Origin of the sequence: Coleofasciculus sp. (assembly GCF_046565525.1) — a bacterium.
Taxonomy (GTDB): domain Bacteria; phylum Cyanobacteriota; class Cyanobacteriia; order Cyanobacteriales; family Coleofasciculaceae; genus Coleofasciculus.
Genome location: NZ_JBKHUP010000012.1, coordinates 56,675 through 81,015, shown reverse-complemented (window position 1 = coordinate 81,015; position 24,341 = coordinate 56,675). Strand labels below are relative to the sequence as shown.

Below are 24,341 nucleotides of genomic sequence, written 5' to 3'. Positions count from 1 at the left end.
TTAACAGAAATTCGCGATTGACCTGCTCTAAAACTTAGAGTAAGATTATTTATTTGAGCAAGGATTGAGAATGATTGACCGCTAGCCGCAATGCTATCTCCGACTAAAAATCCGGCATCTAGCAAGGACATTCTTTATGCAGCCAGAACAGCTACAGCAAATCAAAGGCTACTATCTTGAGGCTGCTGAAGCACACCTGCAACTCATCGAGCAGCATTTGCAGCATCTGCGAAGCACGCTTAAAAACCCAGACCAAGTGAATGAACTGTGCCAAGCGGCTCGTTGTGGTATCGTAGGGGGGGCTAACCTACTGCCGATTAGTCAGCTTCATATTCAAGGCATTCATCAAATCGGTTTATGTTTGGTAGACTGTGTTAATTTGATTCAGCAGCAGGGTTTACTCCAGGTTGACCAAAGGCTGCAAGATTTGTTAATGCAGGTGTTTTATGCCTTGAAAAAATTAATTAAGGCGATGGACGAACCCTCTAGCTTAACGGATGAGCAGGTGAGGCAAATTATGTCAAAAACCGAGTCGAAGCGGGAACAACTCAAGGCTCACCTCAAAGGGTTAATTCAGCGATCGCGCCACAAGTCGTCTGCTAACGAGGAAGCCGCGTCAACACAGGAGACTGACACACCTTCCCTTGATGACTTACAATCCTTAATCGATGAACTCTTGCAGGATAGGTAAGTTGGTCAGTCGAAATCAATTTAACGATAATAAATTGTGTAAACGTCCCTCAACCCCTGACCAATGATAAAGGATAAAGGACAAATGAGGATGCGATCATTTTTTGTAATAGATTCGTAAATGCCCTTCCACTACAAGATTATCCAGTGTTATGATTGTCTGTTGAAGCCTAAACCATTATCTCTTCATTTGGGAATGCATCTTCATTTTTAAGCGAGCCAAACGCAGCATAAGAGGCGCGATGGAAACAGTAGGCGTGTTAATCTCAGGTTGCATTTTACACTTGTCCGGTTACAACTCTAGTCGGTAACCATTCAGAGGCGCAAGCCAAACGGCTGAGTTGAAAACTGATGCTGCGATCGCGTAGTCCTACGTTTTGACCAGGAGGCTAAGGTTTCACTTGTCCCTACTTTTCTGAATAGGAATCAGCCAACATGAGTACAGTTTTACTAGTTGAAGACAACGCCAGTCAGATGGATCTGATCGAGAACTACCTGCGCCAAGGGGGTCACACTGTTATCCGAGTGTCTAAGCCAAAAGAGGCGGTGACTCACGCAACGAACAAAAAACCCGATGTGATTATTACAGATGTTGTCATGCCAGGAATGAGTGGTTTTGAGTTGTGTCGAAAACTTAAAGGTCATCCGGCTACAGCTAATATTCCTATTATAATTTGTTCCTCTAAGAACCAAGAAATTGACCGTCTTTGGGGTATGAAACAGGGGGCTAAAGCTTATTTGACGAAGCCTTTTTCTCAAGAGCAACTCAATCGTGCGGTTAAATTGGCAATGGCATAATTTTAGTTCTGGTGTAAGGGTAAACCGGGTGCATCCCATTTTTAGGGAATAGGGAACAGGGATTGATTTTTTAAACTCACTTAACCCAATTTATGTTCAGTTACTTATCGGTAGGGCAGCTAGGTCACCGAGAAACATGAAAATATTGTAAAATTGAATTAGAGTTATTATTTAATAATGCTGATTACCATGTTTAAAAGCAAGTTGCATCGGGTAAAAGTAACCGATGCCTGCTTGTACTATGATGGCTCAATTACCATTGATGAAGAACTCCTGAAAGCGGCAAATATTTTGCCCTACGAAAAAGTACAGGTTGTCAATGTTAATAATGGTTCCCGTCTGGAAACCTACACCATTGCTGGCGAATGGGGAAGTCGTGTCATCTGCTTGAATGGTCCTGCGGCTCGTTTAAACGCTGTTGGAGACAACGTGATTGTGATTGCTTACGCTCAGATGACACCGGAAGAAGCACTCTTACATCATCCCAAAGTCGTCAAAGTGGATGAATCCAACAATCCCTTGTAGGTTTTTTAACTACACCTGGGTATTATGGGTATTATGACAGATTGAGTATTATGACAGATCAAGATTCGGCATCAGTAAAAGTATGGTGCAGTGAAATCACAGCCGCCTATACCTTAGAACAACGAAAACGCTGGTACAGTGATGTCGCCAATATCTATCATCAAGCCCGACCCCGCTATCCTAAAACCCTAATCCATCGCGCTGTTGAGTTAGCTCGACTTCCCGCTCAAGCTACCATTCTAGAAATAGGATGTGGTCCAGGAATTGCCACTGTAGAATTTGCTGAATTAGGCTTTTCCATGGTTTGTCTTGAGCCAAGCCCAGCCGCGTACAAACTTGCCAAAAGCAACTGTTCAGCCTATCCCAATGTGGAGATTATCAATACAACCTTTGAAGAATGGGAGCTAGAGCCTGGGCGATTCAACGCTATTCTTGCCGCGACTTCCATGCACTGGATTTCACCCGAAATTAGGGTGCAAAAATCGGCTGAGGCTTTGCAAGACAATGGGTCTATAATTATGTTGTGGAATACACCGCCGCACCCCAATGATGAAATTTGTCATCAATTAGATGAAGTTTATCAAACTCAAGCGCCATCTATTCCCAAATTTGCCAGATATGGATCTATAGAAACCCATCAAGCCAACCTAAAAGAAATTGAACAAGATTTTATCAACTCAGGTTTATTCCAGAATTTCTTGTCAGAACAGTTAGTTGGTGATACGACTCATAGCATTGATGAGTATTTGAGACTTTTGAGTACAATATCACCCTACATAAAGTTAGAGTCGCTGCAACGAACCGCCTTATTTTCAGGTGTGAGAGAAGTGTTAGAGAGAACCTGTACAGGAAAGCTAAAAACCTCCTATCTTTCAGCTTTGCAAGTTGCCCATGTCAATCACGGGTAAAAAAGAATGTGGGAGAAACTTGAAATAGGATGATCAGCCAGATAATTTTAGCTAAAAGAGTAACGATGACAATTTTTGCTAACTACACCCTTCCATTGACCGACTACCATTTGGCATAGTAGCTCCACAAAAGTTGGTTAGATAAACATTTGCGGTTTTAATCTTGGCTTGGCGTAAATTAGCGTTGACTAAGTTGGTACTAATTAACGAAGCATTACTTAAATCGACGCCTTTAAGGTTCGCACTGTTGAAGTTTGCCCCATTCAAATTAGCGCCATTTAGAGAGGCTCCACTCAAATCTGCTTCTGCTAAATTGGCATTACTCAGATTCGCACCATCTAATATAGCCTCCTTGAGATTAGCACCTTTTAAGTTGGCACCCTTGAGATCGACATTACTCAAGTCACAGCCAGGGCAATCTCTCGCTTTGGCTATCTTTGCTGGAACGTCAGAGTTTGTCTGTTCGACTGTCACTCCAGTACAAGCAGGTGTACTGAAAACGAATAGGGAAATAATTATGTTTAGGGGTTTCATATCACTTAAGCTTTTTAAGGTTCTACCACTTAAAATTTGGTCTGGGCGGGTTGAGTTGCATCTGTGGTTTATTAAATTCTAAGTTAAAATAGGAAGTTATGCATTTAAACGATAAGAATATCGAAACATTTTGAATTGGCGTAGGGGTTTGGTCTCCAAACCCTCTTGGTCTCCAAACCCTCTTGGTCTCCAAACCCTCTTGGTCTCCAAACCCTCTTGGTCTCCTACAGAATGATTACCATTTTGATGGGTTGTTTGGATGTAATTGATCATTTCCCCAACGCAATGGATTGTCAATTATATATTGCCTCAAAATGTTGAGCGTTTCTTCATTACGGATAATATGCTCATAATAGTTTTTTTGCCAAAATCTAGCTCCGATTGAATCTCGTTTTTGATTGATTAATTTAGTTGTTTGATATTTGAAATAAGCGATGATTTTGCCGAGTTGTGTTTTTTGCACAAAAAATGGATTGGGGGGTTTGGAGACCAAACCCGTACAGGCATTCGGGGAATTGGGGGGATTCGGGGAATTGGAGAAATTGGGAGGATTGGGGGGTTTGGAGACCAAACCCGTACAGATGATGATGCCGTGAAAATGATTGGGCATGATAACGGCAGCATCAATTTCTAGGTTGTCAAAATGATCGGGTAGATGGTGCCAAACATGATGAGTGATTTCGCCATATTCATTGAGTTGCAGTCTTTGATTCGTGATAGTGCTAAGTAAACATTCACGATTTTGAACACAGATTGTCACAAAATAAGCACCCTCCTGATTATAGTCATAGGATTTCAGGCGAATTGAACGTCGATGATGAATTTGAGGATTATATTTTTTAACCATTTCATTTTCCCTTACCGACCCACCAGTTTATCCCGCAGATGCTTAATTTTATCGCGATACTGGGCAGCTTCCTCAAACTCCAGATTCTTTGCCGCCTCCTTCATCTGAGTTTCTAATTGACTAATTAACTCAGGAATCTGTTCTAAGGGTAAATCCTCTACTTGTTCAGAAACCTTTGTTAACTGTTGATGATTCAACCGCCGCGACACATCCAAGAATGCCAAAATTGCATTACTGGATTTTTTGACAATCGGTTGGGGAGTAATTCCATGCATCCGGTTATATGCCAATTGAATTCCCCGACGCCGTTCTGTCTCATCAATGGCTTTTGCCATGCTATCAGTGAGATTATCAGCATAGAGAATGGCTTGTCCCCGAACATGACGCGCCGCCCGACCAATGGTTTGAATCAGGGATCGTGCAGCCCGGAGGAATCCTTCCTTATCAGCGTCTAAGATAGCCACCAAAGATACTTCTGGTAAATCTAACCCCTCGCGCAACAAATTCACGCCAATGAGTGCATCAAAATCGCCCTCCCGCAATGATTGCAAAATTTCAATCCGTTCAATTGAATTAATTTCCGAATGTAAATAGCGCACGCGAATGCCGCGTTCCTGTAAATATTCAGTTAAATCTTCTGCCATGCGCTTAGTTAACGTGGTGATAAGTACCCGTTCTTTTTTGGATGCCCGTTCCTGAATTTCCGCGAATAAGTCATCCACTTGACCTTCGGTGGGACGGACAAAGATTTCTGGGTCAACAACCCCCGTGGGACGAATTACTTGTTCCACTATCTGTTCTTGGGACTGTTCAAGTTCCCAATCTCCAGGAGTAGCGGAAACAAAGATACATTGGTTGACTTTTGTCCAAAATTCTTCTGCCTTCAGGGGACGATTATCTGCTGCACTGGGTAAGCGAAAACCATGGTCAATTAATACCCGCTTCCGGGCTTGGTCGCCGTTGTACATACCCCGAATTTGGGGTACGGTGACATGGGATTCATCCACGACTAATAACCAATCTTTGGGGAAGTAATCAATTAAACATTCTGGGGGTTCTCCCGCCCTACGTCCGGCGAGGTGGCGGGAATAGTTTTCCACACCATTACAATATCCAACTTCGCGCAAGAGTTCTAGATCATAGCGGGTGCGCTGTTCTAAGCGCTGGGCTTCGAGTAATTTGCCAGCCTGTTGTAACTGGGTGACTTGTTCTTGGAGTTCCGTTTCAATGGCGTTACAGGCTTCTTCTAATCGTTCATCTGGGGTAACAAAGTGACGGGCGGGGTAGATATTGAGGGCGTCGAGACTTTGGATAATTCCACCTGTCACGGGGTCAACATAGCGGATAGCATCAATCTCATCACCAAAGAATTCGACGCGAATAATTCGGTCTTCATAAGCCGGACCAATTTCGAGTACATCTCCCTTGACTCGGAACCGTCCCCGCCCCATTTCTATATCATTGCGGGAATATTGGACAGAGGCTAAATCGCGCAGGAGTTTACGCTGATTTAATTCTGTACCCACTCGCACCCGGATCGCGGCTTTGAGGTATTCTGAGGGAATGCCCAAGCCATAGATACAGCTAATCGAGGCTACCACAATCACATCTCGCCTTTCAAAGAGCGATCGCGTGGCGGAGTGGCGCAGCATATCGATTTCATCGTTAATCGCGGCGCTTTTTTCGATATAGGTATCACTGACGGGAATATAGGCTTCCGGTTGGTAGTAGTCGTAGTAGGAGACAAAATACTCCACCGCATTCTGGGGAAAGAAGTCCCGCAACTCGTTACAGAGTTGGGCGGCTAAGGTTTTATTGTGCGCCAGTACCAGAGTGGGTTTGCCCATCTGTTCAATCACTCTGGCTACGGTATGGGTTTTACCCGTTCCCGTCGCACCGAGGAGGGTTTGGAAACGGTTACCCGCTTTCAGAGAAGTTGTTAGGCGGGAAATGGCTTGGGGTTGGTCGCCCTTGGCTTCAAAGGGGGCTTGCAGATCAAAGGGTATCATTTGTCAGGGAAGGGGGAACAGGGAACAGGGAATAGAAAATTCATCATTCATGATGCCTGCTTTGGTTTAGGGTAAAAGGAATAACGATTAACTTTTGCAATGAACCGACTGCAAAAAGCCATTACAATTTTCGGCATAACTGCCACGGTGAATGCCTGGGGTATCATTCCCTCTATCTGCGACAACGGGACACTATTTAGTATAACTACTGCTAGGGCGGGACAAGATGGGGAACCGGGAGTTCGGGTCAAGCCTCAATCTAGAGAGGTTCAAGTTTCTCCCTCAGAATCAGTTGTCCCCAATCAAATCACTCAGTCGAATCCGACACCAGGAATGAGCCGTCCCTTGACGGATGAACTTGATGTCAGTCTTTTAGCCAGAACGGTTGCTAATTTTATTCAAGCCGAACGCTATCAAACGGAATCCGAAATGCAATTCAGTTTTGAGGCACAGGGTTTTACCGGTCAATTTTCGGTGTTGGTTAAAACAATTGCCCAATCTCCTCAGCAGTTTCGCACCGAAATTTCTACACCTGAGTCAGGTGGATTTGCCCAACCGACTTATATTCTGGTTTCTAATGGTGATCAGGTATGGATTTATAACCCGGAATTAAAGCAATACACCGTTATGGATTATGAACGTTTTGATCAGTCGAATAATAGCTTTTTTATTGGCTTTTCTTCGATGTTATTTCTAGAAATGTCTGCTCCTTTTAGGCAAGCCTTTTCTGACGGTGGAGTGACGGCAGAGGGAGTGATTGATCAGCTTGAATCGGTTTTTAAGGCGGAAGATGATATGCCATTGCAGGGTAATATTCTAAATTTAGAGGGACAAGACTACTATGCCTATAATTATAAAGATCGCAAAGCTGGATTTACGTTCACATTTTTGGTGGAACCGAATACAGCCGCAGTTGATCAGCTTCAAATTAGTGGGAAAGCGGACGGAATGGATATCAAGATGACCGAAGACATTATTCGCCGTGTGCCATCTCCTATTGTTGCTGCTGATACTTTTACCTTTTATCCGCCAGCCGGGGTGACTCAGGTGGAGTCTATGGAAATTGACATTTTTTAGGAAATAGCTGAGGATTAATAATAGCTTGAGTTTGACTTGTTAGATTCAAATTGTAGTGCATTACCATTTAACTGGAGATGACCTTGATTAATAGACCCCTAAGAATTATCGCGATCGCGTTTTTTTCGACGCTGCTGATGTTCGTGTACGGCTGTCAGCCAACAAACAATGTGACTGAGGAACCTGTGACAGAACCCCAAGAAGAAGTGACAGAACAACAAGCTAGCATCGCCACCGCCGTCATCAACAGCACAACTGATCCCTCAGAAGTTTTGGGGGAGGCTGAGTTTACCAACACGGCGGATGGTATGTTGATTGAAGTGACAATGACAAATGCTCCATCGGGAGAACGTGCTTTCCACATCCATGAATCGGGTAGTTGTGCGGATCAAGGGAATGCGGCTGGCGGTCATTTTAATCCAGATGATGTGAAACATGGATTAATTACCGAAGATGGGTTTGAGAATGCTCATGGGGGAGATTTAGGCAATATTACGATGGCTGAAGATGGTACTGGTACAAAAAGTATGACTGTTGAGAGACTCACGTTCACTGAAGGGAAATATGCGATTGGGAATCGGGCGGTGATTCTTCATGAAAAGCCAGATGATTTCGGTCAACCTACGGGTAATGCTGGTGGACGAGTTGGCTGTGGAATTATTGAAGTGACTGATTCGTAGGAGTCGGACAAAATTCAACTGGGTTATGGGTTGGTTGGCTGGCTTTCAAATCCAATGGCTTGTCCTCGAAGCCTCGCTCTAGCTGTTTAAAATGATTGATGAAGGTGAGATCCCCAATTTCTTTAAGAAGTAGGGGATTTAAATCTGAGGAGACGCGATCGCAGATTGCAGCTATAATTATCCATAAACCCTGATAAACTCTTATACCAAGCTGCGTTCTATCATGTCATTGGAGAGCGAAGCGTGACGCTTGCGCGATAGCGTTAGCGAAGCGGTAGCGAGGAACGAGCGTCGGAACGAGCGTCAGAATATGGACAGATGCGTGAGCATCACTCCGTTTCACGGCGTTTTGCTCAGCATGACAAATTCTACCTTAGACTGCAACTTGGTATTAGTCGTTCAATCATCACAGAAGAAAGCTTGAGAGCAATTATTGCTGAGACTAAACCTCTATACATATGGAAACCACCTTTTTAGCGCGAATCACGCTTGATCCAAATATTTGCCACGGTAAACCTTGCATACGAGGACTACGTTACCCGGTTGAATTCATCCTGGAATTGCTCAGTGCTGGTATGAGTATCGATGAGATTTTAGCCGACTACGATGATTTGGAACAGGATGATATTCTAGCCGCTTTGCAATTTGCCACGCGATTGACTCAGGTGAAAAGCATTTACCACATAGCTTGATGAAATTTTTAGTCGATGCCCAGTTACCAGTACGTCTGGCACGTTTTCTACAATCTGCTGGTTACGATACAATTCACACAAAAGATTTATCTCAGCAAAATGCTACAACTGATACCGAGATAAACGCCATATCAATCCAACAGAATCGGATTGTTGTTACCAAAGATAGAGATTTTTGTGATTCGTTTTTGCTGCGCCAGGAACCTTACAAACTATTGCTAATTACCACAGGTAACATCAAAAACAACGAACTTGAGGCGTTATTTTTGACTCATATACCACAGCTATTTACATTGTTTGATCAACATAGTTTTATAGAAATTAGTCGCGATGTCATAATTGTTCATCAATAGCCATGTAAGTTGGGTTGCAAAACGTAGGCAGAGCCTTCTAGTTGGTGGTAATAAAAATAGTGATCGCACTGTCATCGAAAACCCTTGACTTTTAATTATAATCAGTATAATGATAACTGAACCCTGATGAACCCAGAAAAAGTAGATAGGCAACTCACTAATGAAAACCACAGATATTGAACAAGCAGTCTTAAATCGCTTGCGTATACTACCCATTGAGAAGCAGCAAGAAGTCCTAGATTTTGTGTAATTTATTGGGCAAAAACTGGGAAAGCAAACACCTGATTCTAGTTCATCGTTTAAACTCCAACAAGAACACCCATCTCTGAGTGAAATCACCAAACTACCCATTGCAGAACGCCATCAAATTCTAGCTTCCTTCATTCCTGCTACAGCCGATGATTTCTTAAATGATCCAGATTTAACAGAGTTTTCCGTTCTAGATGGGGAAGATTGGGAAAGCGAATATGACTAATCCTAAAAGAGGCGTAATCAGGAACTTAGTAATAGTAAGGATTATCGGGTTCAGGGACTTTTTCCACCTCACTCGCGTCAATCACCAATTGCCGTTTACCTTTTAACGTTTCCGTAATCATTTTACCTTTCACTTGTATCCAGGTGTCCGGTTCATAAGCCTTACGATTTCCCGGAAGTTTCACGGGTAAACTGACCGGATAAGCATCTGCTGCACAGCAGGTAATCACAAAACGAGTCACTAATAAATAGTTCGAGGATAGGTCTTCGGGATAAACTACAAACCCTTTAACATTAACCGCTTGACCCGCATATTCATCAGGTTCAGGATAAACACTTAGGGTGCGAATCCATTCAATCAGCGATCGCGCTTCGGGTTTGCTAGCGCTGCGAAAGGATTGGGGCTGGGTGCGGGTGGCGGTTAAGGATTCCATGACACCTCGTTGAATCGCTATCTGGCTGGTAAAGACTTTGGGTTCCACCAATAGTCCTAAAATCGCCGTGGCTAACAACAATCCTGTACTCCAACCCGGTGGAAACCAGCTAATATGTTGCATCATCGGCATCGTTTTGGGATTTCGGGGTGGTAATTGACCGATGACTTGAATGGCTTTTAACACCGCCAGCACTAGCAAAAGTATCCCAGTTCCCAGAACTAAGGCAAAGTAATTCGGGTGAATGAGTAAATTTAACTCGCCACTGACCCAGTATTGAATTAATAAAATCCCCCAAATGCCTAGGGTGATAACATCTAATATGGGTAGCCAAAGATTTTGTCTTTTTATCATTTTTCATTCGTTAAATAATTCTTTCGTTCAAAATTGAGTTGGGGCGGGCGCGAGTCACATCGGGGTTAGGTGAGAAACGATAGTAGTGAAACCCGCCCCTACACATTCAAAACTTTATAACTAACTCAGATGTAAATTAACCATTAAGGTTAGCAAAAAGGTTAATTGGGCGGCGAGGGCAAATAAGTAAAAAATTGCCCTAGCTTTAAAGACGGAGAACATTAAACCAATTGCTTTGATGTCTATCATTGGACCGAATACCAAAAAGGCTAATAATGAACCACTGGTAAAAGTTGAAGCAAAGGCTAGGGCGAAGAAGGAGTCAACGGTTGAACATATAGAAACGACGGCGGCTAATACCATCATCGCCAGAATTGAGGTGAGTGGACCCGAACCCAAACTGAGGATGATTTCACGGGGAACGGCGACTTGAATCGTCGCCGCGATCGCACTCCCAATTATTAGCACAGCGCCTAACTCTCGTAACTCTTGCACGGTATTGTCTAAGAACAAGCGCCAGCGATCGGACCAAGGCTTACGGGGGGGGGTAGCGGCGAGTGAGGCTTGGAGAACTGTCGCATCCATGGGGATGGGGGTTCCCGGTTGACCCAGTAAAAATGTACCTGATTGCAGGAGGGCGGGTTGGGGTTCCTTTTGCACAGAAGGTTTGACTTTGCGTTCTTTGGGAAGCACCATGGAACGGGTGATAGTCTGTTGCAACAAAGGACGCATATCTTTCTGAACGCTGAAGACGCAACCGATAACTATGGCAATACTCAGGGAAAACAAGACCCGTAAGACCACAATTTCCGGCTGATCTCGAAAGGCGACCCAAGTTGACCAAATTACAATCGGGTTAATCGTGGGGGCGGCTAGCAGAAACCCGATTGACACCGATACAGGTGCCCCTTGTAGCAGCAACCGCCGTGACACAGGAACATTCCCACATTCACACACCGGGAAGAAAAATCCCGCACAACTCCCCACAACCGCCCCGAGGAAGGGGTTCTTCGGTAAGGAAGCAATCAGCCGTCCCTCATCGACGAACAACAGCAGTAAGCCGGAAAATAAGACGCCAATGAGTAAAAATGGGATTGCCTCGACCAGCAAACTCAAGAAAAGGGTAAAGGCGTTGTTTAACTGACTCATGCATTTAAGCGTTTCGCGATCGAGGGTCTTTTTACACGTAAGCGCTATTGTATCAGATAGTTTCCAGGGAGGGAGGGAATCAGGAACTCGAATGGCTTTGGTTAGGGGGGTTAATATTAAGCAAATGATATCCATGAGGACATTTCCGTAATGACAACCAACCCCTTAAAATCAGCAAAGGCTCGTCTAATTGCGTTTTATCTGCCGCAATTTCATCCCATCCCTGAAAATGATCAAGCCTGGGGAAAAGGCTTCACAGAATGGACAAACGTTGCTAAAGCCAAGCCATTATTCCCCGGACACAACCAACCCAAAATTCCCGCTGATTTAGGCTTTTATGATTTGCGTTTACCCGAAGCCCGACAAGCGCAAACGGATCTGGCAAGAGAGTATGGAATTGAAGGGTTTTGTTATTGGCATTATTGGTTTGCGGGTAAGCGAGTTTTAGAACGACCATTTAATGAGGTCTTAAAATCAGGTGAGCCGAATTTTCCGTTTTGTTTAGCTTGGGCAAATCAAACTTGGACGGGGATTTGGCATGGTTGTCCGGATCGGGTTTTAATTGAGCAAACTTACCCTGGTTTGGCAGATTATACGACTCATTTCTATACCCTCCTGGATGCGTTTACTGATCCCCGCTATATCACGGTTGAGGGTAAACCCCTATTTCTGGTTTATAATCCGGAGGAATTGCCAGACCCGAAACAATTTACGGACTGTTGGAGAGACTTAGCAATTAAATCCGGGTTAAACGGACTCTATTTAATTGGAGTTGCCCGACATGAATACTGGTTTCCTGAAGCCAATGGGTTTGATGCGTCTGTTATTATCAATCCGGATTACGTTTTTACGCAGTCTTCCGCCCGAATTTTACCAGAGAAGCAGGGTTTAACTAAAGTTAAGCAAAAGTTTAGTTCGTTCTCATCTCGGAGATTCTACCAAAAACATAAACAGTTTTCGGATTATCCGCTACTTTATTCCTACGAAAAAGCGATTAAGTGTGCTTTTAAGGGAAGTCACCCCTATTTTTTGACTTATCCCTGTATTTTTCCGAATTGGGATAACACGCCGAGAACAGGTATCTATGGATTGGTGTTTCTCAAATCAACTCCTGATTTATTTAGAGTTCATCTGCAAGAGGCAATTGACACTGTATCGGAACGGGAATCTGAAAAGCAGCTAATTTTTATTCGTTCGTGGAATGAATGGGCGGAGGGGAATTATTTGGAGCCTGATCTGAAATTTGGCAAAGCTTTTTTAGAAGTTATTCGCGATGAAATCTATAGTTGAAACTCAAATTAGAATCGGCGACTAGAAGTCACAACTACACAAACAAAGTCCGCCTGCGCGGACTAGATGATAAAGAGGTTTGTAAACCGGGATTCGCTATGATTGTTGTGTTCAATATTCAGCAAGCCAATGGAAAATTGTAGAGCATTAGCGAGTTGGGTGTATGTCAACGCAAGTAGGTTGGGCTCTTGGAACGTAGACGTGACGCGCAGCGATAGCGACGTAAGGAGCGTCAGCCTTCTCGTACTCCGGAGGAGAACCCGAAGGGTAGAGTAACCCAACGCCATCGTTAGTTTGAACTAAACTAAATGTTTGTTGTAACGAAGCAAACGTTGATGGCGAATACAGCGCAACTACGAATGTCCAACATTCGGCTTAAGTGTATTCCTCTGGCTCAAAAGTCTCTCCAGGAAAAACGTTGTTATTGAGAATCTGCTCCAGAGAATAAGGACATTCTGGGGGAAAGGTTTTGTAACTCAAAGATGTTTCGCGAACCGCTAAATCTAAGGCATCTTGATATCCATTCTCTAGGGCTTCAGGTAGGTAAGGTTGCAGACTGGGACTTTTTTTAAGCAGCCGTTCGACGCGACGGCGTTGTTCCCGGATAGTAGCAAACCAACTCCTTGAGCGCTTATCAGGCTGAAACTCCCACTTGAGCAAATGTCCTAATAAAATTCCCAAGCGATTTTCCAGCTCTTGCCGTTCCTGTCTACCCAATGCTTCTATCTCCTCAACCAAGTTGGGAATATCTAAATGACTCCACTTTTGTTCCTGGAGCAATCTCGCTTGTTCCTGTGTCCATCCATAAAAGTCGAGTTCGTAAGCTGGAGACGATTTATTGGTTGTTTTCATCTTGTTATTTTATGGCTAATCTATTGATAGTCTAAACAATTGCTTGTCACACCCAATCCGGGTTTATCGCGAAAGGCAGAAGGCTCCAGGGCAAAAAGGGGATTACTTCGGTTGGCAAGTTGCTAATCTTTCAGTGGGCTGATGCAAATCAGCATTTAACGGCACAATAATCAAAGATGGCGAAATGGGGAATAACTGCTGTGCAACCGACAAAGCGACGTGAACAAATTGAACAAATCGTAGTTACCGCTGAGCAGATGCGCGAGATTGAAGGGCGTATCTTTGAGGCGGGAATGCCTGTCGCCGCGTTGATGGAAAAGGTGGCGGGGTTGATTACGAGGCGGATTCAAACCCTTTATCCCTATCCGCAAACGCGGCGGGTGGGTGTGTTAGTGGGTCCGGGACATAATGGCGGTGATGCTTTGGTAGTGGCGCGGGAGTTACAGTGTCAGGGCTATGAGGTGCTGATTTATCGTCCCATTAATAAGCTCAAGGAATTAACCTCCCAACATGCTCAATATGCTCAGAGTTTGGGGATTCCCTTTTATGAGCAGATTCAGCCGTTGCTGGATTGTGATTTAATTATTGATGGATTGTTTGGATTTGGGCAAACGCGATCGCTCGCAGGAAATCTGGCGGATACGGTTAAGCAATTGAATCAACAATCCCTACCCATCCTTAGTATCGATTTACCCTCTGGGATGCACACGGATACAGGAGAAGTCTTGGGTACAGCGATTCGGGCAACTCGCACGTTCTGCTTGGGGTTATGGAAGCAGGCATTTTTACAAGATCAAGGATTGGATTCTCTGGGTGAGGCGGAGTTAATTGATTTTGGTATTCCCTTGGCGGATATTTGGGCAGTTTTGGGTCAATCGCCGGGACTAATGCGGGTGACTCCCTCCATGGTGCGGGATTGTCTACCTCTACAACGTCCAGCCGCTACTTATAAGTATAAAGAAGGGCATCTGCTATTGGTTTGTGGCTCAACCCAATATTCTGGCGGCGCGATTTTAACCGCACTGGGGGCGCGGGCGTCTGGGGTAGGGATGCTATCTGTGGCTGTCCCGGAATCGCTGAAACCGTTATTAGTCAGTCATGTCCCGGAATCGCTGGTGATTGGTTGTCCGGAAACAGCGAGTGGCGCGATCGCACAACTTCCTGATTCTGTAAACTTAAGTAAATTTAGTGCGATCGCCTGTGGTCCGGGTTTGACTCTGGATGCTAAGTCTTTGGTACAAGGATTAATGGGGGTAGAATGTCCTCTGATCTTAGACGCCGACGGCTTAAATAGTTTGGCAGAACTGAAAACGATTCCCACGTTAATCCGGCGTCAGGGGGCGACGGTGTTAACGCCTCATGTTGGTGAGTTTAAGCGGTTATTTCCCGATTCGGCTGAGTTGCTTCCCGATCGCGTGAGTGCGGTGCAAAAGGCGTCTGTGCTGAGTCGATCAGTGATTTTATTAAAAGGAGCCAGAAGTGCGATCGCGAATTCCCAGGGATCGGTTTGGCTGGTGCCAGAAAGTACACCCGCCCTAGCCCGTGGTGGAAGTGGGGATGTTCTCACCGGACTCATCGGCGGTTTAGTCGCACAGCCTGCTACAGCTAAGTTTCCCCTAGACGCCACCGTCGCGGCGGCGGCTTGGTGCCATGCCCAAGCTGGAATTTTAGCCGCACAGGAACGCACTGAGTTGGGTGTGGATGCTTTTACCTTGTCAGAATATCTCATACCCGTGTTCCAAGAAGGCAGAAAGCAGAGGGCATAGGTGTAGAAACGTAAGGCGTGGAACGATAGCGAGCCGGGGAGCAAACAAAGGACAAAGGACGAATGATGAAATGATGAATGACGTTCCCTAAATTTGAGATATAAGAGATTCAAATAGAAAGACCGGGGTAGGATAACACCAAAGATTTTGTGAACTTTTACTAAAGTCTACAGCCGTTAGACGAAATTCTCTACTCCAGAAGTGTTGATAGCAGTAGTTTTCCGGAAGGTTCACCCATTTATCGGTCTTCTGCTGCAATACTTCTCGGTATGGAAATCAGGCAAGCCATTCTTGAGCCTGAGTTTTTGTCACTCGATCATTACGTTTGCCTTGAACACTTGCCTTGACAAATCTTCTTCGCACGGCTAATATTTTTGACTTTGTTCAACAACCAACAATCATCAAATCCGGGGATTTCTTATTTGTCAAGTATTTGGCTGTCTGGCAACCGAACGATGAATGACTGAACCCTCCGTCCTTAAATCCCCCATTGTGTGTTTCCCATGACTAGTGAACTACTGCAACAAGTCCGACTATTAGATCCGGTTTCCGGAACCGACCAACTCGCTGATGTGCTGATTACAGATGGCATAATCAAAGCTGTTGCACCGAAAATTACGGAGTGGTCAAGCGATACTGTGGTGCGGGATTGCCAAGGTCTAATTTTAGGGACTGGCTTAGTCGATCTTTACAGTCATTCGGGGGAACCCGGATATGAAGAACGAGAAACTTGGTCATCACTGCTGGCGGCGGCGGCTGCTGGAGGCTTTACCCGACTAACCATTTTGCCGGATACAGTACCGCCGTTAGATAATCCTTCTGGACTTGCCCGTGTGCGCCAGCAGGAACGATACCATCCCAGCCAATCTTCCCCTCACCTGTATTACTGGGGTGCAATAACCCAAGGCGTGGAAGGACAACAGATGACGGAACTGGCTGAGTTAGCCGCCGCAGGCGTCGTGGGTTTTGCCGATGGGCGTCCTTTGTCTAATCTGGCTCTACTGAGGCGAGTGTTAGAATACTTGCACCCGTTGCAAATACCTGTGGCGTTATGGGCGTGTGATCTGAAGTTAAAGGGAAATGGGGTGATGCGCGAAGGGGCGAACTCCATCCGTTTTGGTATCCCCGGAAATCCCTCGATGTCAGAATCAGCCGCATTATCTGCCATCTTAGAAGTAGTAGGTGCGATCGCGACTCCGGTACATTTGATGCGTATATCAACCCGTCGCGGCGTGGAACTGATTCAAGAGGCGAAAGCACGAGGGGTTCCGGTAACCGCGAGTACCTCTTGGATGCATTTGCTGCTGGATACTCAAGATTTAAGTAATTATAATCCCAATTTACGCATCGAACCCCCATTAGGTAATCCCGATGATCGAATCGCCCTAATCGAAGGAATTCGGGATGGCGTGATTGATGCTATTGCCATTGACCATACACCTTACACCTACGAAGAGAAAACCGTTGCCTTTGCCGAAGCGCCACCAGGAGTCATTGGTTTAGAATTAGCGTTACCCTTGCTTTGGCAAAATTTAGTGGACACTGGCGTATGTTCAGCTTTGCAACTATGGCAAACTATCAGCACAAATCCAGCGTTTTGTCTAGGTCAATCCCCCGCCAAGATTGCCAATGAGCAACCCGCCGAACTGGTGTTATTTGACCCGCAGCAGAGTTGGATAATTGCACAAGATACCCTAAAATCCCTCTCTAGAAATACACCGTGGTTTGGGCAAAAGATTAGGGGGCGCACCGTTCAAACCTGGTCAGGATTGACGCCATTTTATTGAACCACCATCTGTAGGGAACCCCTCATTTAATCTTACGCCCGGAAACCGTAGGGGCGCACCGATGTGCGCCCTATTCAATGGTAAAATCTACTCCACAATTTTAGATGTGTCAATCCACTATAGGTTAAGGTTGAACGGGGTCTAGAGGACGGTACATTTTTTCATATAGCAATCGCCATAGCGGTTAGGACGCATCATTTGGTAGAGACGTTGCATGCAACGTCTCTACAACAGTTCGGAAAGTCCTATTTTATGTGTTACGTGTCCTGTAGGGGCGAGTCGCTGCACTATCGTGAAGGGGAAATCCATGAATTTTCTCGACTCGCCCCAGGCACCATTTATCAAGGTTTTTCCGACAGACAATTCGCTGGGTTCCACCCGGTTTCATGGAATGTTTCCATCGTTGGTTCTGCGGTAAGAATCACATTACCTTGAGCATCTCTGTACCACCCTTGAGCCTCAACAATTTGCCGGGGTTTCTCATCTGAAATTGATTCGCGGTTGATCATTATCGGTGACGATTGTATCGACTCAGTTGGCTCATATTCAACGTAATTGCCTAAATCTTCTATAACAGTATAACTGGGGAGCGGATCATCCGGGGATAAGGGTAAACCGCCACGTCCAGTGATGATAAATTTGTCACCTCTGGATGCTAGTCTGCCATTGGATGAACAACGGTTGTCAATTTGATTGGATATATCGATGAACGTGATGGGGAGGGGTGCTAAATCCTGGGTGGGGTCAATATCCGGGGTGTTTAATACAACTTTTCCCGTCGCCACAATATCATTGTCGGGGGTGCGTTGTTGGCGGAATTGCGTGCCAAAAATCCGTTGAGCATTGATTTGAATATTACTGCCAACGCTACGCCCAAATCCCGTGGCAACTATGTCGCTATCTTCGTTGGGTATAGCGATTAAAAAGGTTGTGTCGATAGTGATATTGCCATCAATTCCATCATTTCCGGCAACACCACTAAATGCAGAGATTAGACTATTACCGCGTAATAGGAGTACGTCTTTTACTTTGAGCTGGATGTTTCCGCCTCTTCCATTAGCCGATTCAGCATTTAGTCGTCCATTCTCTAAATAAATAGATTCAGCGATTACCGTTAAGTTGCCTGCATCGCCTGTTCCTTGACTTTCAACAGCGATTTGCCCACCATCCCGAACCACTACTTTTTTTGAATCAATAATGATACTACCGCCATTGCCACTAGAGTCTCCTCCTGTATCAGCAAACACTCCACTGAAATCTCCAGAGATAGTTAAGCTGTCTTCCACCTGTAATAAAATGTCTCCAGCATTCACCACTATATTACCCGCATTGCCTGTAGAATAAGCGGCTGTGGAAATCACTCCCCCATTCAATACCCGTAGCACGGGCGTCGTAACAGTCACATCTCCGCCGTCTCCGGTTGCATCACTCTCTGCAAAAAAGCCACTGGGTGAGTCTGTAAGTTCCACTAACTCCGAGGCAATCACCACAATATTTCCGCCCTTGTCTGCACCAAAAGTACTAGAGAATATCTGAGAAGCCTCTGCCAGAGTGATTTGCCTTCCCCACAGTTGAATATCACCCCCACCTTCAGCTACATCACCAGCAGTGGTGACAACAGCGCCATTGGTTAACGCTATATCGGCTCGCAGCATTTGTGGGGGAACATTCAATGAGAGGGTGTTACCATTAACATCTAGTCCTACTGTCCCCGAACCCGCAACGGCGGCTAATTCCACTCGACCTTCTATTGCAGTCAATCCGGCTCCAACGTCCAACTGGGGTAGATCAAATTGCCCATCAATCAGGATATCTCCACCCACCAGCAGCAGACTTTAACCATTAGGGACTCGCAAACCAGAGACAGGAAAGCCGAATGGGTCAAATCCTTCTGGTGTAATTGAGCGCGTTTCAATTCTCCCCGGCGTGATTTGATTAAACAGAAATGCCGAAGGATTCACTGTCAATAACGGCGAAGGAACCTCTGACTGGGTGGTACTAAAAAACCCCTGTTCCCCAAACTGAATCCCATTGGCTGTGGTTGCTACAAACGAACCCTGAACATCCAGAAAGGCATTGTCCCCAAAGATAATCCCATTGGGATTAATAAAAAACAGATTTGCCCCACCATTGACACCCAGCGTCCCCAGAATATCCGAGGCGTCATTTCCCCTTACCCGACTAAAAATATTTTCAATTCCTTGGGGAGAATCAAAATAGACATTCTGCCCTTCCCCGATATCAAATTGTTCAAAACTGTGAAATCGGTTAGCACCACGAGTTGCTCCCTGGGTAATCAAATCAACAATAGCGCCGTCGATATCACCTTTCTCAACCACCGATTGTTCGGTGCCCCAGGTTTCATCGGGGATAATCTGGGCAATGGCGTCACTACCCCAAGCTAGCCAAATACAACTGGTGAGCGCCACAGTCCCTACGCTGATGTATCCAGTCCGTTTTGAGCGATTCTTACCAATCAATCTACCGACAGACTTCAATATTTCCCTGGAACCTGGTTGTCCAGTTGCCTCTTTTATCTGTGCCTGTTTCGGCAACGGATGGGTTATTTTTGCCATCGCTTATCAGCCTCCTAAATTGCCCCTGTCAAGGTAGCTTGTTCCTAATTATACTGGTCAAATAGAATAAGTTTATATATCTGTTTCCTAAATTTAAACTCCGTATTATTGGGAAATATTCGCGATTTTCAGAACAAAATAGTTCGTCATTTGTTGGAGTTTATATTTTCTGACGATAAGAAAATAAATGAAGAATGTTATCGGTAAGTTGTAAAACAGGGAGGCTTTGCCTCCCAATGAACCTTCCCAGGCAGAGCTTGGGAAGGAGAGTTTCCCTGGAGGCTTCAATCTTGATCAATTTTGCCCTCATTACAGGGATTTTCGGTAATCCAAAAGCGAAAATCTAACATTGAATAGTCTTGTTTTTCCTGTCTCCGGGAACTGCCTCGGCATTCAGAACGGGTCAGGAAATTGGGCGAAGAAGGTCGAGGCTCTTTATTGCTACTTGTGGTTTTTTGATTCAAGGTTAGATCTCCTGCAAGTTTAATATTTAGTGTTTTTAGGTTTGGTAGAATCCCATGTTTTAAATTAGAACGAATAATGGCTTGTTTCGTTGATAAGTCGTTAAATACGGGCGTGGCATGACTAGCCGTGGCAACGGTTAAAGTTCCTAAAATGCTAATACCAGTCAGACGAAGTAAGCATTTCGTCATTGATTTATCGACCTAGGATTAGGTTATTTGTTTTTATTGTGGCATTATTTATTTCGGGAAAATTCGTTATTTTTGAGCAATTTTAAAATACTGCAATTCTGACTTTAATTTCATGGTTTAGGCTTTTGTCTCTGTTTTTGTCCTGAAGCGTTAACAACTTTTGAGATTGACCTCAATTATTTTAAGATTTACCTCAATTATCCTGAATTCAATCCGTCCTGAATTTAACTCAACCGGAAACCGTAGGGGCGCATCGACGTGCGTCCTTTCTCGACGTGCGCCCATAAAACCCGTAAAATCAATCGATTCCACGATTTTAGCCGTGCCACGCTAGTTCATACCAGGACACCCCCCTCACCCCTGCACCGCCATTTTTTTACAGGACGCTGCGATCGTTGGTCAACAAGCCCTATAATTAGTGTTCCTTTCCTAACCTATCTAGTTTGGCTACTAGATGTAGTGTAGTTTCCTGTATGACCCACTCAATCTCTAATCCCGTGAATTATCTGCAAGAATGGAACAGTAGCTGTATCGATGACCAACTCACCCGCCTGAACGTTATCCCTTTAACTGGCACTTGCCCATCAAACTATTTACTCTACGCGGATACATTACCACGACGCAATGATGGTCGTGTCAGTCACCGCATCCTCAAACGCTACGAACATACAGAACACGGCGGATGGTGGTGTTCCGGAATTGACCTACTCACAGGTAATGATGACCTCTGGGGTTGTTTCAAGCCCAGTTCTCCTCGGCACAATACTCAAACAGGAAAACCGATTAAATATGAACATCCGCCTCTAACCCCCACAGGTATCTTTGCCCTACGTGTCCCCCTACATCTGTGGCAAGGTATTGCTAATCGCTATAACATGACGCTTCCATTTGATCAGATCAATGTAGAGACGTGCCATGGCGCGTCTTGCCATGGTGCGTCTGGGGGCGGGTTTAATCTCAACACTCAAAACTCAGTCGGGGCGGGTTTGGTCACATCAGGATGGGAAAAAAACGATAATAGTGAAACCCACCCCTACACATCGGTCAGGGCGGGTTTTGCAGAAACGTTATCATCAATCGCCCCCACTCAGTCCCTAAACCCACCCCTACACATTCAAAACTATGCCCTCGAAGGCGGTGAAGGGTCAACACTTGCCAACGGATTTTGGCAGTGGCTTATCGCCCATCCAGAAGTTCCTTTGTGTATTACTGAGGGCGCGAAGAAAGCGGGGGCTTTACTCACCGCCGGCTATGCAGCCATTGCCCTCCCTGGTGTATTTGGGGGCTATCGTGTCCCTAGAGATGAACAGGGAAATCGTATCGCTAAGTCTCGCCTCATCCCCCAGTTACTCAAATTAGCAACGCCGGGGAGAACGATTTATATTGCCTTCGACCAAGACACTAAACCGAGTACGATCAAAACGGTTAATGCGGCTATTCGCCAGTTGGGATATTTATTAACCCAACAGAGATGTTCTGTCAAAGTAATCAGTTGGCATCCAGACCAAGGGAAAGGGGTGGATGACTTAATTGCCATCAGTACTCAGACAGCCTTTGACGCCGCCTATCAAACCGCCGTCCCCCTCGATACCTGGAAAGCCCAGTCCTTAACCCGCCTGACGTATCCGCCCACGGTACAGGTAAATCACCGCTATTTAGGGGAACTATCGATTCCTGAGGATGCCAAACTGATTGGGATTAAATCCCCCAAAGGGACAGGGAAAACCCAATGGTTAGAAACGATTGTCAAAGACGCCATCAAGCGCCAGAAATGGGTTTTGGTGATTGGTCATCGGGTGCGACTCGTGGAGGCGTTGTGTCAGCGCTTTGGCTTGAACTATATCACTCAGGTACAGGATGGGGATACAGGTGCTACGTTAGGCTATGGTCTGTGCGTTGACTCTCTCCATCCTACTTCTCAGGCTAGGTTTGAGGCGGTGAACTGGTCAGATGGGGTGGTAATTATAGATGAAGTGGAACAGGTTCTTTGGCATGGGTTGGATTCGGATACTTGCAGTAGTCGTCGAGTGGCGATTCTGAAATCCCTAAAGACATTGATGCAGAATGTTTTGGCAGGTGAGGGGCAAGTCTATGTGGCGGATGCGGATTTGAGTGATGTCTCTATCGATTACCTAATTTCTTTGTCGGGGGTTCCCCAAAATCCTTATATTATTCACAATACCTGGAAACCCAGCGAGTTGGAATCGTGGCGGGTAAACTATTATCCGGAACCTAAACCAGAACGATTGATTCAGGACTTGGAATGGCACATTGAAGCGGGTGGGAAACCCTTTGTTTGCCTTTCCGCCCAGAAACGGGGGAGTCAGTGGGGAACTTGTACGTTGGAAGCGTATCTGCGTTCTCGATTTCCTGAGGCGAAGATTCTCCGCATTGATTCAGAATCCCTAGCTGAACCGACTCATCCGGCGTATGGCTGTATGCGTGATTTGGATGGGGTTTTGAGTCAGTATGATATTGTTCTGGCAAGTCCGGTGATTGAAACGGGAGTCAGCATTGAGTTGGAGGGACATTTCACCTCGGTTTGGGGGATTGCGATTGGGGTGCAAAGTGAAAACTCGGTGCGTCAGGCGTTAGGGCGGGTGCGGCAAAATTTGCCTCGGTTCCTGTGGGTGGCACCTGGTGGGTTTAATCGGGTGGGAAATGGTTCAACGTCGATTCCCGCTTTGTTGACATCGGGACGGCGTTTGACTCAGCTTAATATTCGATTGTTACAACAATCCGATTTTGATGCCCTTGATGATATTGAGACGGGTTTTCAAGCGGAATCGCTATTGTGCTGGGCAAGAATGGCGGTAAGGCATAATGCGTCCATGTTTCAGTATCGCGAATCGGTACTGGCGGCGCTGCGGGAGGAAGGGCATCAGGTGGTTGAGGTTTCCGATCAACAGACGGGAGGAGAGGCTAACCAGACACAGGGGAAGGTTGAAGCGGATTCGCTGACGGCTGCGATCGCGGCGGTGAAAGACCAAAACTATCAAGCAGAATGTTTAGCGATCGCCCGGGCTAAAAATCTCAGTGATCATCAGTATAATACCGGGCAAAAACGATTAGTGAAAACCCTTGCTCAACGACGCGCGATTCGTAAGTATGACTTAAAGCAGCGTTATCGGATTCCGGTTACTGCTCAACTGGTGGCTAAGGATGATCAGGGTTGGTATCAAAAGCTATTGCTGCATTATTTTCTCACCTTAGGGCGAGACCATTTGGCGCAACGGGATGCGGCGATGGCACGTCGATTGATTGAATTAGGGGGTGGAAGTATTTTTTTGCCTGACTTTAATCGTTCTCAATTGGGGGCGGCGGTAGGGACGATGGAACTTTTGGGGGTGCCAGTTTTGCTGGCAGATAGGGGGCGTGAGTTACGAGGAACTGATCAGGATTTGAAGGCGATGGCGCGATTGGCACTATCGGATCGGGCGTCGATTAAAACGACGTTGGGGATTGGATTGGCGTCAAATGCGACACCCATTCGGATTGTCCGGCGTTTGTTGGATAAGATTGGCTATGGACTTCAATGTATTGGTCGTGAAAGTAAGCGTTTAAATCGCGTGCGCGTTTATCAGGTGGTTCATCCATCGGATGGTCGATTTGAGGTATTTCAGCAGTGGTTGGCGCAAAGCTGTGAGGTGTTAGAAAAGTCTCATCAACGACTGGATGCTTGTTCAACACAGACAAAAATTGATGCAGGGGTTGACTATGTGCAGCTTTGTCTTAATTTCTCGGATTGTTGATTGTCATTCGTTATTCGTCATTAGTCCTTTGTCATTCTGAATGGAGCGACAGCGGAATGAAGAATCTCATTAGTGCAGCATGGGAGAAATAACTGACCCGCTAAAATCTCCCCTGCTTGCAGGTAGTCAAAACAGAGACGT

Annotated in this window: 21 protein-coding genes; 12 read left to right on the top strand and 9 right to left on the bottom strand. The window is 45.5% G+C overall.

Going from position 1 to position 24,341, the window contains the following annotated elements:
- Positions 1–136: 136 nt before the first annotated feature.
- The 4 genes from ACLGGO_RS06550 to ACLGGO_RS06535 all read left to right on the top strand — a co-directional run bounded on the left by ACLGGO_RS06550 (position 137) and on the right by ACLGGO_RS06535 (position 2,921).
- Positions 137–691 (top strand): hypothetical protein, encoded by a 555-nt coding sequence (locus ACLGGO_RS06550; protein ID WP_446335486.1) that lies wholly within the window; start codon positions 137–139, stop codon positions 689–691.
- 434 nt (positions 692–1,125) lie between these two features.
- Positions 1,126–1,488 carry a response regulator gene (locus tag ACLGGO_RS06545; protein WP_446418701.1) on the top strand — a complete coding sequence of 121 codons (363 nt, stop codon included), beginning with the start codon at positions 1,126–1,128 and terminating at the stop codon, positions 1,486–1,488.
- Positions 1,489–1,665: 177 nt separating this feature from the next.
- On the top strand, positions 1,666–2,013 hold the full coding sequence (gene panD / locus ACLGGO_RS06540) for an aspartate 1-decarboxylase (RefSeq protein ID WP_446335488.1): 348 nt from the start codon (positions 1,666–1,668) through the stop codon (positions 2,011–2,013).
- 50 nt (positions 2,014–2,063) lie between these two features.
- Entirely contained in the window at positions 2,064–2,921 is an 858-nt protein-coding gene (locus ACLGGO_RS06535) for a class I SAM-dependent methyltransferase (RefSeq protein WP_446418700.1), read from the top strand.
- A gap of 78 nt (positions 2,922–2,999) precedes the next feature.
- On the opposite strand, the gene ACLGGO_RS06530 is transcribed toward ACLGGO_RS06535, so the two are convergent.
- The 3 genes from ACLGGO_RS06530 to uvrB form a co-directional block, all read right to left on the bottom strand.
- Positions 3,000–3,455, bottom strand: a complete 456-nt coding sequence (locus ACLGGO_RS06530) for a pentapeptide repeat-containing protein (protein ID WP_446418699.1) — start codon at positions 3,453–3,455, stop codon at positions 3,000–3,002.
- Between the two features lie 235 nt (positions 3,456–3,690).
- On the bottom strand, positions 3,691–4,302 hold the full coding sequence (locus ACLGGO_RS06525; RefSeq protein WP_446418698.1) for a transposase: 612 nt from the start codon (positions 4,300–4,302) through the stop codon (positions 3,691–3,693).
- Between the two features lie 11 nt (positions 4,303–4,313).
- Positions 4,314–6,311 (bottom strand): excinuclease ABC subunit UvrB, encoded by a 1,998-nt coding sequence (uvrB, locus tag ACLGGO_RS06520; protein WP_446418697.1) that lies wholly within the window; start codon positions 6,309–6,311, stop codon positions 4,314–4,316.
- Between the two features lie 99 nt (positions 6,312–6,410).
- Between uvrB and ACLGGO_RS06515 the strand changes: the two genes are divergently transcribed.
- The 4 genes from ACLGGO_RS06515 to ACLGGO_RS06500 all read left to right on the top strand — a co-directional run bounded on the left by ACLGGO_RS06515 (position 6,411) and on the right by ACLGGO_RS06500 (position 9,113).
- Positions 6,411–7,388 carry an outer-membrane lipoprotein carrier protein LolA gene (locus tag ACLGGO_RS06515; RefSeq protein ID WP_446418696.1) on the top strand — a complete coding sequence of 326 codons (978 nt, stop codon included), beginning with the start codon at positions 6,411–6,413 and terminating at the stop codon, positions 7,386–7,388.
- Positions 7,389–7,465: 77 nt separating this feature from the next.
- A complete protein-coding gene (locus ACLGGO_RS06510; protein WP_446335493.1) occupies positions 7,466–8,068 on the top strand; it encodes a superoxide dismutase family protein in 603 nt (200 codons plus the stop codon).
- A 458-nt stretch (positions 8,069–8,526) separates the two neighbouring features.
- Positions 8,527–8,760, top strand: a complete 234-nt coding sequence (locus tag ACLGGO_RS06505; RefSeq protein ID WP_446378471.1) for a DUF433 domain-containing protein — start codon at positions 8,527–8,529, stop codon at positions 8,758–8,760.
- Complete coding sequence (locus tag ACLGGO_RS06500) at positions 8,760–9,113, top strand: DUF5615 family PIN-like protein (protein ID WP_446418695.1); 354 nt, start codon at positions 8,760–8,762, stop codon at positions 9,111–9,113. Before ACLGGO_RS06505 ends, ACLGGO_RS06500 begins: the two co-directional genes overlap by 1 nt.
- Positions 9,114–9,613: 500 nt before the next feature.
- On the opposite strand, the gene ACLGGO_RS06495 is transcribed toward ACLGGO_RS06500, so the two are convergent.
- Positions 9,614–10,375 (bottom strand): TIGR03943 family putative permease subunit, encoded by a 762-nt coding sequence (locus tag ACLGGO_RS06495; RefSeq protein WP_446418694.1) that lies wholly within the window; start codon positions 10,373–10,375, stop codon positions 9,614–9,616.
- A 120-nt stretch (positions 10,376–10,495) separates the two neighbouring features.
- Positions 10,496–11,524 (bottom strand): permease, encoded by a 1,029-nt coding sequence (locus tag ACLGGO_RS06490; protein WP_446418714.1) that lies wholly within the window; start codon positions 11,522–11,524, stop codon positions 10,496–10,498.
- A 150-nt stretch (positions 11,525–11,674) separates the two neighbouring features.
- Between ACLGGO_RS06490 and ACLGGO_RS06485 the strand changes: the two genes are divergently transcribed.
- Positions 11,675–12,814 carry a glycosyltransferase WbsX family protein gene (locus ACLGGO_RS06485; RefSeq protein ID WP_446418693.1) on the top strand — a complete coding sequence of 380 codons (1,140 nt, stop codon included), beginning with the start codon at positions 11,675–11,677 and terminating at the stop codon, positions 12,812–12,814.
- Positions 12,815–13,189: 375 nt separating this feature from the next.
- Here the strand turns inward: ACLGGO_RS06485 and ACLGGO_RS06480 are convergent, their stop codons facing one another.
- Complete coding sequence (locus tag ACLGGO_RS06480) at positions 13,190–13,666, bottom strand: DUF29 domain-containing protein (protein ID WP_446418692.1); 477 nt, start codon at positions 13,664–13,666, stop codon at positions 13,190–13,192.
- A gap of 176 nt (positions 13,667–13,842) precedes the next feature.
- Between ACLGGO_RS06480 and ACLGGO_RS06475 the strand changes: the two genes are divergently transcribed.
- Together ACLGGO_RS06475 and ACLGGO_RS06470 are read left to right on the top strand one after the other, a co-directional pair.
- Positions 13,843–15,432: an NAD(P)H-hydrate dehydratase gene (locus ACLGGO_RS06475; RefSeq protein WP_446418691.1), complete on the top strand. Its 1,590-nt coding sequence runs from the start codon at positions 13,843–13,845 to the stop codon at positions 15,430–15,432.
- Between the two features lie 503 nt (positions 15,433–15,935).
- Positions 15,936–17,219, top strand: a complete 1,284-nt coding sequence (locus tag ACLGGO_RS06470) for a dihydroorotase (RefSeq protein ID WP_446418690.1) — start codon at positions 15,936–15,938, stop codon at positions 17,217–17,219.
- A gap of 341 nt (positions 17,220–17,560) precedes the next feature.
- On the opposite strand, the gene ACLGGO_RS06465 is transcribed toward ACLGGO_RS06470, so the two are convergent.
- The 3 genes from ACLGGO_RS06465 to ACLGGO_RS06455 all read right to left on the bottom strand — a co-directional run bounded on the left by ACLGGO_RS06465 (position 17,561) and on the right by ACLGGO_RS06455 (position 20,448).
- On the bottom strand, positions 17,561–19,042 hold the full coding sequence (locus ACLGGO_RS06465; RefSeq protein ID WP_446418689.1) for a hypothetical protein: 1,482 nt from the start codon (positions 19,040–19,042) through the stop codon (positions 17,561–17,563).
- Between the two features lie 12 nt (positions 19,043–19,054).
- Complete coding sequence (locus ACLGGO_RS06460) at positions 19,055–19,795, bottom strand: filamentous hemagglutinin N-terminal domain-containing protein (RefSeq protein WP_446418688.1); 741 nt, start codon at positions 19,793–19,795, stop codon at positions 19,055–19,057.
- Between the two features lie 284 nt (positions 19,796–20,079).
- Positions 20,080–20,448: a hypothetical protein gene (locus ACLGGO_RS06455; RefSeq protein ID WP_446418687.1), complete on the bottom strand. Its 369-nt coding sequence runs from the start codon at positions 20,446–20,448 to the stop codon at positions 20,080–20,082.
- A gap of 473 nt (positions 20,449–20,921) precedes the next feature.
- Between ACLGGO_RS06455 and ACLGGO_RS06450 the strand changes: the two genes are divergently transcribed.
- Entirely contained in the window at positions 20,922–24,200 is a 3,279-nt protein-coding gene (locus tag ACLGGO_RS06450; protein WP_446418686.1) for a plasmid replication protein, CyRepA1 family, read from the top strand.
- Positions 24,201–24,341: the final 141 nt, after the last annotated feature.

What these genes read in the sequence shown, in the direction of transcription:
- ACLGGO_RS06450 (WP_446418686.1), top strand. Translation starts at nt 20,922, where the DNA reads ATGACCCACTCAATCTCTAATCCCGTGAATTATCTGCAAGAATGGAAC.
- ACLGGO_RS06545 (WP_446418701.1), top strand. Translation starts at nt 1,126, where the DNA reads ATGAGTACAGTTTTACTAGTTGAAGACAACGCCAGTCAGATGGATCTG.
- ACLGGO_RS06470 (WP_446418690.1), top strand. Translation starts at nt 15,936, where the DNA reads ATGACTAGTGAACTACTGCAACAAGTCCGACTATTAGATCCGGTTTCC.
- ACLGGO_RS06495 (WP_446418694.1), bottom strand. Translation starts at nt 10,375, where the DNA reads ATGATAAAAAGACAAAATCTTTGGCTACCCATATTAGATGTTATCACC.
- ACLGGO_RS06505 (WP_446378471.1), top strand. Translation starts at nt 8,527, where the DNA reads ATGGAAACCACCTTTTTAGCGCGAATCACGCTTGATCCAAATATTTGC.
- ACLGGO_RS06500 (WP_446418695.1), top strand. Translation starts at nt 8,760, where the DNA reads ATGAAATTTTTAGTCGATGCCCAGTTACCAGTACGTCTGGCACGTTTT.
- ACLGGO_RS06535 (WP_446418700.1), top strand. Translation starts at nt 2,064, where the DNA reads ATGACAGATCAAGATTCGGCATCAGTAAAAGTATGGTGCAGTGAAATC.
- ACLGGO_RS06515 (WP_446418696.1), top strand. Translation starts at nt 6,411, where the DNA reads ATGAACCGACTGCAAAAAGCCATTACAATTTTCGGCATAACTGCCACG.
- ACLGGO_RS06485 (WP_446418693.1), top strand. Translation starts at nt 11,675, where the DNA reads ATGACAACCAACCCCTTAAAATCAGCAAAGGCTCGTCTAATTGCGTTT.
- ACLGGO_RS06455 (WP_446418687.1), bottom strand. Translation starts at nt 20,448, where the DNA reads ATGACGAAATGCTTACTTCGTCTGACTGGTATTAGCATTTTAGGAACT.
- ACLGGO_RS06460 (WP_446418688.1), bottom strand. Translation starts at nt 19,795, where the DNA reads ATGGCAAAAATAACCCATCCGTTGCCGAAACAGGCACAGATAAAAGAG.
- ACLGGO_RS06550 (WP_446335486.1), top strand. Translation starts at nt 137, where the DNA reads ATGCAGCCAGAACAGCTACAGCAAATCAAAGGCTACTATCTTGAGGCT.
- ACLGGO_RS06530 (WP_446418699.1), bottom strand. Translation starts at nt 3,455, where the DNA reads ATGAAACCCCTAAACATAATTATTTCCCTATTCGTTTTCAGTACACCT.
- ACLGGO_RS06490 (WP_446418714.1), bottom strand. Translation starts at nt 11,524, where the DNA reads ATGAGTCAGTTAAACAACGCCTTTACCCTTTTCTTGAGTTTGCTGGTC.
- ACLGGO_RS06525 (WP_446418698.1), bottom strand. Translation starts at nt 4,302, where the DNA reads ATGGTTAAAAAATATAATCCTCAAATTCATCATCGACGTTCAATTCGC.
- uvrB (WP_446418697.1), bottom strand. Translation starts at nt 6,311, where the DNA reads ATGATACCCTTTGATCTGCAAGCCCCCTTTGAAGCCAAGGGCGACCAA.
- ACLGGO_RS06510 (WP_446335493.1), top strand. Translation starts at nt 7,466, where the DNA reads ATGACCTTGATTAATAGACCCCTAAGAATTATCGCGATCGCGTTTTTT.
- ACLGGO_RS06475 (WP_446418691.1), top strand. Translation starts at nt 13,843, where the DNA reads ATGGCGAAATGGGGAATAACTGCTGTGCAACCGACAAAGCGACGTGAA.
- ACLGGO_RS06480 (WP_446418692.1), bottom strand. Translation starts at nt 13,666, where the DNA reads ATGAAAACAACCAATAAATCGTCTCCAGCTTACGAACTCGACTTTTAT.
- panD (WP_446335488.1), top strand. Translation starts at nt 1,666, where the DNA reads ATGCTGATTACCATGTTTAAAAGCAAGTTGCATCGGGTAAAAGTAACC.